The 7151-nt window shown below is 66.2% G+C and carries 8 protein-coding genes; 3 read left to right on the top strand and 5 right to left on the bottom strand.

The genetic code is table 11. From position 1 onward, the window contains the following. The 5 genes from AC5JJ6_RS09185 to mepA form a co-directional block, all read right to left on the bottom strand. Positions 1–1240, bottom strand: a 1240-nt coding sequence (locus AC5JJ6_RS09185) for an ABC transporter substrate-binding protein (protein ID WP_496041745.1), incomplete at its 3' end; no start/stop codon positions are given. A 44-nt stretch (positions 1241–1284) separates the two neighbouring features. After that, entirely contained in the window at positions 1285–2385 is a 1101-nt protein-coding gene (locus AC5JJ6_RS09180; protein WP_496041744.1) for an ABC transporter ATP-binding protein, read from the bottom strand. A 16-nt stretch (positions 2386–2401) separates the two neighbouring features. After that, positions 2402–3448, bottom strand: coding sequence for an ABC transporter ATP-binding protein (locus AC5JJ6_RS09175; RefSeq protein WP_496041743.1), 1047 nt, complete (start codon positions 3446–3448; stop codon positions 2402–2404). Next, positions 3448–4122, bottom strand: coding sequence for a GntR family transcriptional regulator (locus AC5JJ6_RS09170; RefSeq protein WP_496041742.1), 675 nt, complete (start codon positions 4120–4122; stop codon positions 3448–3450). Before AC5JJ6_RS09170 ends, AC5JJ6_RS09175 begins: the two co-directional genes overlap by 1 nt. 119 nt (positions 4123–4241) lie before the next feature. Then, a complete protein-coding gene (mepA, locus tag AC5JJ6_RS09165) occupies positions 4242–5111 on the bottom strand; it encodes a penicillin-insensitive murein endopeptidase (protein ID WP_496041741.1) in 870 nt (289 codons plus the stop codon). Between the two features lie 129 nt (positions 5112–5240). Between mepA and AC5JJ6_RS09160 the strand changes: the two genes are divergently transcribed. From AC5JJ6_RS09160 to AC5JJ6_RS09150, 3 genes are all read left to right on the top strand, one after another. Next, a complete protein-coding gene (locus tag AC5JJ6_RS09160) occupies positions 5241–5936 on the top strand; it encodes a dienelactone hydrolase family protein (RefSeq protein ID WP_496041740.1) in 696 nt (231 codons plus the stop codon). Between the two features lie 91 nt (positions 5937–6027). Then, on the top strand, positions 6028–6498 hold the full coding sequence (msrA, locus tag AC5JJ6_RS09155; protein ID WP_496041739.1) for a peptide-methionine (S)-S-oxide reductase MsrA: 471 nt from the start codon (positions 6028–6030) through the stop codon (positions 6496–6498). Beyond that, positions 6486–7130 (top strand): rRNA large subunit pseudouridine synthase E, encoded by a 645-nt coding sequence (locus AC5JJ6_RS09150; protein ID WP_496041738.1) that lies wholly within the window; start codon positions 6486–6488, stop codon positions 7128–7130. Before msrA ends, AC5JJ6_RS09150 begins: the two co-directional genes overlap by 13 nt. Positions 7131–7151 lie beyond the last annotated feature (21 nt).

Here is a 7151-nt window from a genome sequence, read left to right as displayed (position 1 = left end):
CGTCGGGGTCGGCCCGGCCGCTCCAGCCGATCAGGAACGCCTCGAAGTCGCCTCGGGTCTGGCGGTCGAGTCCGGTGGCGAACTCGGTCGCGTTGACCGAAACGTCGAACCCGGCTTCGCCGGTCAACGCCTGGATCACCTCGGCGACGCGAAGCTGCTCCGGGTTGTTCGGCGTCATCAGCTCGACCTTGACCCGGCCGTGTCCGGCCTCGTCCATCAGCTTCTTCGCCTGCTCCAGGTCGCGCTCCTGCACCGGGACGGTCTTGGCGTAGAACGGGTTGTTCGGCGCCACGGGCTGGTTGCCGATGGTGTGCTCGCCCTCGAAACCGACCTGATTGATGATCGTGCGGTCGAGCGCCAGTTCGAACGCCCGCCGGACCTTGACGTCCTTGGCCAGCACGTTGTCCGCACGCGGACCATTCGCCATGTTGAAGGTGATGCCCTGGTACCCCAGGCTGGTCGCCTGCTCCAGCTTCAGCGAACTGTCGGAACGCACCGTCGGCAGGTCGGCCGGGGCCGTCCGCTCGATGATCTCCAGACCGCCCGACTGGAGGTTGGCAAGCCGTACCGTCGTATCCGGGATCGGCAGGTAGACGACCCGCTGGACCGGGAAGGCGGCGGCGTTCCAGTGCTTGTCGAACTTCTCCAGCACGATGCGGTCCTGAGCGATCCGCTCGACGAACTTGTAGGGGCCGGAGCAGACGGGAGCGCGGGCGAAGTTGTCGCCGGCGGCCTGGGCGGCCTTGGGCGAGATCATCATGCCGGCCCGGTCGGACAGCGCCGCCAGCAGCGGGGCGGATGGCGCCGACAGGTTCAGGCGTACGGTATAGGGATCGACCACGTCGATCGTCTGGATCGCGACGATCTCGCTGCGCCGGGCGGAGCCGGGCTTGTTGAGCGAGCGCTCCAGGTTGAACTTGACCGCCTCGGCGTTGAACGGTTCGCCGTCATGGAAGGTGACGCCCTGGCGCAGCTTCATGGTCAGGGACTTGTTGTCGTCGGACCACGACCATTCCGTGGCAAGCTGCGGGACGATCTTCAGGTCCGGCGCCAGATCGACCAGCTTGTCGCACAGGCCGGTGAAGACGATGCGGCCGACGAACGCCTTCGCCATGGCAGGATCGAGCATGTCGGGATCTTCCGCCAAACCGATCCGGAGCGTCTGGGCCGAAGCGCCGGTCGCTGCAAGGACCATGATGCCGGCGGCCAGCAGGCCGGCCTTCCAAGTTCTGATGCTCATCTGTAAAGCTCCCTGTTTTCTTCGTGTACGCAGGGGGGCCGGCCTCAACCGGCGGCCACCGCGTCATCCTGATTCGCGCGCCGCTCCATGTAGAGCGCGCGGCGCCGCCGATAGGCGGCACTGACCGGCTTCGCGGTCCGGTCGGGTCCCGGCAGCGCCTCGATCTCCCGCCAGAAGTGGCAGGCAACCCCTGAGTCCAGCAGCGGCTCTTCCGTACGGCAGCGGTCGCGCACATAGGGGCAGCGGGTGTGGAAACGGCAACCCGAAGGCGGGTTCAGCGGGCTCGGCACGTCGCCTTCCAGGATCTGCCGGTTGGACCGCGTGGACGGATCGGGCAGGGGAACCGCCGACATCAGCGCCCGCGTATAGGGATGGCGCGGCGTGGCGAAAAGCTCAGACGTAGGCGCCAGCTCGACCATCTTGCCCAGATACATCACGCCGACCCGGTCGGACATGTGCCGCACGACGGCAAGGTCGTGGGAGATGATGACCAGCGTCAGCCCCAGCCGGCGCTTCAGGTCTTCCAGCAGGTTGATGACCTGCGCCTGGACGGAGACGTCCAGGGCCGACACCGGCTCGTCCCCGATCACCAGTTCAGGCCCGGCCGCCAGCGCCCGTGCGATGCCGATCCGCTGCCGCTGTCCGCCGCTGAACTCGTGAGGGTAGCGGTCGGCGTGCCGGGGCGAGAGCCCGACCAGCTCCAGCAGCTCGTGCATCCGCTCGCGCCGCTCGCGGCGGTCGCCCAGCTTGTGGACGATCATCGGTTCGGTCAGGATCTCGGCGACGCTCATCCGTGGATTCAGTGAGGCGAAGGGATCCTGGAAGATCATCTGCATGCGCGCCCGCAACGGGCGCATCTGCCGTTCCGTCAGCTTGGCGATGTCCTGGCCGTGGAACCTGACCGTCCCGTCCGTCAGGTCGGTCAGGCGCAGGATCAGCCGCGCCAGGGTGGACTTGCCGCAGCCGCTTTCCCCGACGATGGCGAGCGTCTCGCCGGTGACCACGTTGAAGCTGATGCCGTCGACCGCCTTGACCGTCCGGCCTCCGCCGGGGATCAGCGCCTTGGATGTCGGGAAGTGTTTCTTCAGCTCCTCCACTTCCAGGATGTTGGCTTTCGGGGCATCGGTGTTATCGACCTGCGCCATGGCTGGCGTGTCCTTCTCAGGCGGCGTTCTCTTCAAGCGGGGCCTTCCAGCAGGCGACCTTGTGGCCCGAAGCTATCTCGGCCAGTGGCGGTTCCTGCGTCCGGCAGTGCTCGTCGGCAAAAGGGCAGCGGGTCGAGAACCTGCATCCCGCCGGCATGTCCGAAGGGGCGGGCACCGAACCGCGGATGGTCGGCAGCGGCCCCAGATCCGCATCCAGGCGCGGGATCGAGCTGAGCAATCCCAGCGTATACGGGTGCTGAGGATCGGCGAACAGGTCGGCGACGGCGGCCTGCTCGACGATCCGGCCCGCGTACATCACGGCGACGTCGTCGCCGACTTCCGCGACCACGCCAAGGTCGTGGGTGATCAGCAGCACCGCCGTCCCGGTCTCGTCCTGAAGGGTGCGGATCAGCTCCAGGATCTGCGCCTGGATCGTCACGTCGAGTGCTGTGGTCGGTTCGTCCGCGATCAGCAGGCGGGGATCGTTGGCAAGCGCCATCGCGATCATCACCCGTTGCCGCATGCCGCCGGAAAGCTGGTGCGGATAATCGGTCATGCGCTGCTCGGGCGCTGGAATGCGGACCTTCCGCAGCATTTCGACCGCGCGCTTCCGGGCGTCGGCTTGGCTGACCCGGCGGTGGCGCAGAATGCCTTCGACGATCTGGTCGCCGATCGTGAAGACCGGGTTCAGCGAGGTCATCGGTTCCTGGAAGATCATCGCCATCCGGTCGCCGCGCCGCTCGTTCAGACCCTTGCGGTCCAGCTTCAGGATATCGGTGCCGTCCAGCAGGATTTCGCCGTGCCCGATATGCGCGGTGGGGGCGAGAAGTCCCATGATCGACAGCGCGGTAACGCTCTTGCCGCAGCCGGATTCCCCGACCAGACACAGGGTGCGCCCGCTCCGCACCGTGAAGGAGATGCCGTCCAGGACATTGAAGCTGCCCTGGTCGGTGCGGAAGCCGACCTGGAGGTTCCTGATTTCCGCGACCGCTTCCGCCTTGCCGCTGGTTCGCCGGTCGTCCAGGACGTCGGACTTGTTCACTCCGGCCTGTATCGATGCCATCAGCCCTCCCCGCCGGCGATGCCGGTTTCCAGAACGGTGTTGATGTGATGGGTGATCGCCTGGACCGCCGTGCCGGGATCGCGCGTGCGGAGCGCGTCGATCACGTCCCAGTGGCGGCGGGCGGAAATCAGCAGGGGCCGCGTGCGGCCCGGTTCCGCCAGGGTGACCCGGTGCAGGTGGAGCAGGCACCGGCTCAGGATCGCGTCCAGGGCCGGCAGACCGGCCCGTCCGAAGATCGCGAGATGGAAATCGCAGTCGAGTTCGGTCAGCCCGTACTCGTCGCCGGCATTCGCCGCCTGCTCCATCTCGACAACCAGTCCGCACAGGCGGTCGATCAGCCCATCGTCGACGAATGAGGCCGCGCGGCCGATGCCCTGGGTCTCCAGATGCAGGCGGAGGAACTGCATCTCGCGCGCTTCCGCCGGGCTGGTGGTCGAAACGGTCGTACCGCGATAGCCGCTCCTGACCACCAGCCCGTCCTCGTGGAGCCGCATCAGCGCCTCCCGGACCGTTCCCTGGCTGCACCCGTAGTCGCGGGCGACGGTGATCTCCAGCATCGGCTCGCCGGGCTTCAGCGCGCCCTTGACGATCTGGGCACGCAGGTCGTCGTAAAGCACGCTTCCCTTGCGCGCCCTGGTGAACTGCAAGGCCGACTGCTCGCTGAGCCGCGTCATCTCCGCTCCGCCTGATATCATTATCGATAATGATATTAAGCGAGAGATCGAAAAGTGCGCAAGCTAATTGTTTATGGAAATTTAACGATTATGAATGAGGCATATTGCGGTCTTTTCGGTCAGCGCATTGCCTGTTGAGGTGGCATTCCGAGGACCGAGTGGCAGGCGGGCGGCATCGCCGGCGGTGATGGCGTGGGTCTCCCCGCCTCCTTGTGCGGCGGACGAACGGCCGGCGCCGGCTTCTTCAGCCATGCATCCAGATCGTCGCCGCAACCGTCGCCGGCAGGCGGCGGGTCCTGCGGCACGCAGTTCGGCTGGTCGGCCGGGCAGTTCAGCCTGATATGGAAATGGGCGTCGTGACCGTTCCAGGGCCGGATCAGCCGCAGCCACGACCGGTCGGTCCAGGGACGCTCGCACAGCGCCAGCTTGATCGCAGGATTGACGAAGATGCGCGCGACGCGCGGGTCCAGTGCCGCGAAGCGGAGCAACTCTGCCTGTTTGTCGGTGAAACGTTTCGGATCGACCCGGCGGTTCGCCGGATCGACCATGCTCGGCAGGTCCAGGTTCTCGCGGGCTATGCGGGGCAGGGGCGGCAGGTCCAGCCGGAACCAGACGTCGGCGTCCAGCCCGATCTCGTGGCTGGCATGTCCGAACGCCATCGGACCGCCGCGCGGCTGCGACATGTCGCCGATCAGGGCTATCCCGAGATTGGCGCCGGCGACCCGGCGGCCGAAGTTCAGCAGGTAGTCGATCGTTTCCGGATGGCCGAAATAGCGGTTGCGCGACATGCGCACGACCTGATGCCCCGGACCCTCCGGCGGCAGGGACCGGGCTCCTGCGATGCAGCCGTTGGTATATGATCCGAATATCCGCACCGCACCCGGCGCCGGCGCCGCCGCCTTGCTCCATTCCGGCTGAGCCCCAGCGGGTAAGGCGGCGGCGCCGGTCAATCCGGCGGCGATCAGCAGCGCCGCCAATCCACGTCTCATCCCAGGGCCACCTTTAGTTGGCTATAGCGTTCGGGAGTCTCCCCACACGCCCCGACGCCATGTACCATCGATATGGTAAACAAGCGGTTTCCCGAATGTACGAGGACCGTAGCTGCTGGGAGAAGATGAATGCCGGATATGGAAGTCGAAGTTCATGACGAGCGGATGCCGGCCTATCTGGCGACGCCCCCCGATCGGCCGCGCGCCGGCGGCGTCGTCCTGATCCACGAGATCTTCGGCCTCAACAAATCGATGCGAACCACTGCCGACCGCTTTGCCGACGCAGGCTTCCTGACGATCTGTCCCAGCCTGACGTGGCGGCTCGGGAAGCTGGAGGAACTGGAGCCTGGAACCGAACAGGCGCTGGAGGAGGGCAGACGCCGGATGGCGCAGTTGAACGACGCCCAGATGCTCGATGACATCAAGGCAGCCGTGCTGCACCTGCGCGAGATGGACCGCTGCAACGGACGCGTTGCGACGGTCGGTTTCTGCATGGGGGGCCGCCTTGCGTGGCTGATGGGCTGCCGGGGCGACACCCAGGCCAACGTCGCCTATTACGGCACGGGGATCGATCGTCACTTGAGCGAATGCGCAATGCTGTCCCGGTCCTTCATGATGCATATCGGAGAAAAGGACCCCTTCATTCCGGCCGAAACGCGGGAACGGATCAAGGAACGTCTCTGTCCCGTTGCGGGCATGTCGATTCACACATATCCTGAAGTCGGTCACGGCTTCGCCCGTCCCGGTGCTACCGGAGCGGAGGCGAAAGCGGCCGAACTGGCCAATCAGCGGACCGTCGATTTTCTGAACCTCAACCTGCGCTAGCAGTATCGGGGTAAAGCTGGAAAACTCCGTCGGGCCGCGCGACATAACCGGGCAGGCGCGAACAGTGCGCGACGCCCGACGGGAGGTTGATATGGAAAAGGCGACTTTCGGAGCCGGATGTTTCTGGGGTGTCGAGGCGGCGTTCCGCCACGTCGACGGCGTGGCGGATACCGCAGTCGGCTATCTGGGGGGATCGACGGAAAGCCCCACCTATGACGATGTCTGCACCGACGAGACAGGCCACGCCGAAGTCGTCGAAGTGACCTTCGATCCGGCCAAGGTTTCGTTCGCCCAGTTGCTCGACGTGTTCTGGCAGATCCACGATCCGACCACTCCCGGCCGGCAGGGGCCGGATGTCGGCAGCCAGTACCGCTCGGCGATCTTTACCCATTCCGACGACCAAGAGGAGACCGCGCGCGCCTCGTTGGCGACTGCGCAGGCATCGGGCCGCTTCAGCCGCCTGATCGTGACGGAGATATCGCCGGCCGCCACGTTCTGGCGCGCGGAGGATTATCACCAGCGGTATCTGGAGCGCCGGGGCATGGCTTCTTGCCACATCTGAAGTTCGGCAAGAAGCCGCCTGCCCGAAAGCCGCCAGCCCGGAAGGCGGAGCCATGGCCAGCGTCCGCGTCCGGCCGGCTCATCCTGTTCAACAAGCCCTACGACGTGCTTTCCCAGTTCACCGACCGGGAACATGGCCGGGCGACGCTGGCCGACTTCATCAAGGTGCCGGACGTCTACGTCGCCGGCCGGCTCGACCGCGACAGCGAGGGTCTGCTCGTGCTGACCGACGACGGCCGGCTCATCTCCCGGATCGGGGATCCGAAGCACAAGCAGCCGAAGACCTATTGGGCACAGGTCGAGGGCATTCCCACCGACGACGCCCTTGAGTCGTTGCGCCGGGGCGTCACCCTCAACGACGGTCCGACGTTGCCCGCAGGCGCGCGCCTGATCGACGAACCGCCCGGCCTTTGGTCGCGTGATCCGCCGATCCGCTACCGCGCCAGCATCCCGACCTCGTGGGTGGAACTGACGCTGCGGGAAGGCCGGAACCGGCAGGTGCGCCGTATGACCGCCGCCGTGGGATTGCCGACCCTGCGGCTGATCCGCCACGCCGTCGGAGACTGGACGCTGGATGGATTGGAACCGGGCCGTTGGCTCGAGATTCCCTTCAAATCGCCGGCGGGAAGCTGATAAGTTATTGCCACTTCCACG

The organism is Skermanella sp. (assembly GCF_059503625.1).
The sequence above is the reverse complement of the archived record's forward strand: the minus strand, read 5'-3'. Positions and strand labels throughout refer to the sequence as shown.

Bases quoted from the DNA above. Each gene is read 5' to 3' on its own strand.
- AC5JJ6_RS09170 (WP_496041742.1), bottom strand. From the start codon at position 4,122: ATGACGCGGCTCAGCGAGCAGTCGGCCTTGCAGTTCACCAGGGCGCGC.
- AC5JJ6_RS09180 (WP_496041744.1), bottom strand. From the start codon at position 2,385: ATGGCGCAGGTCGATAACACCGATGCCCCGAAAGCCAACATCCTGGAA.
- mepA (WP_496041741.1), bottom strand. From the start codon at position 5,111: ATGAGACGTGGATTGGCGGCGCTGCTGATCGCCGCCGGATTGACCGGC.
- AC5JJ6_RS09160 (WP_496041740.1), top strand. From the start codon at position 5,241: ATGCCGGATATGGAAGTCGAAGTTCATGACGAGCGGATGCCGGCCTAT.
- AC5JJ6_RS09175 (WP_496041743.1), bottom strand. From the start codon at position 3,448: ATGGCATCGATACAGGCCGGAGTGAACAAGTCCGACGTCCTGGACGAC.
- msrA (WP_496041739.1), top strand. From the start codon at position 6,028: ATGGAAAAGGCGACTTTCGGAGCCGGATGTTTCTGGGGTGTCGAGGCG.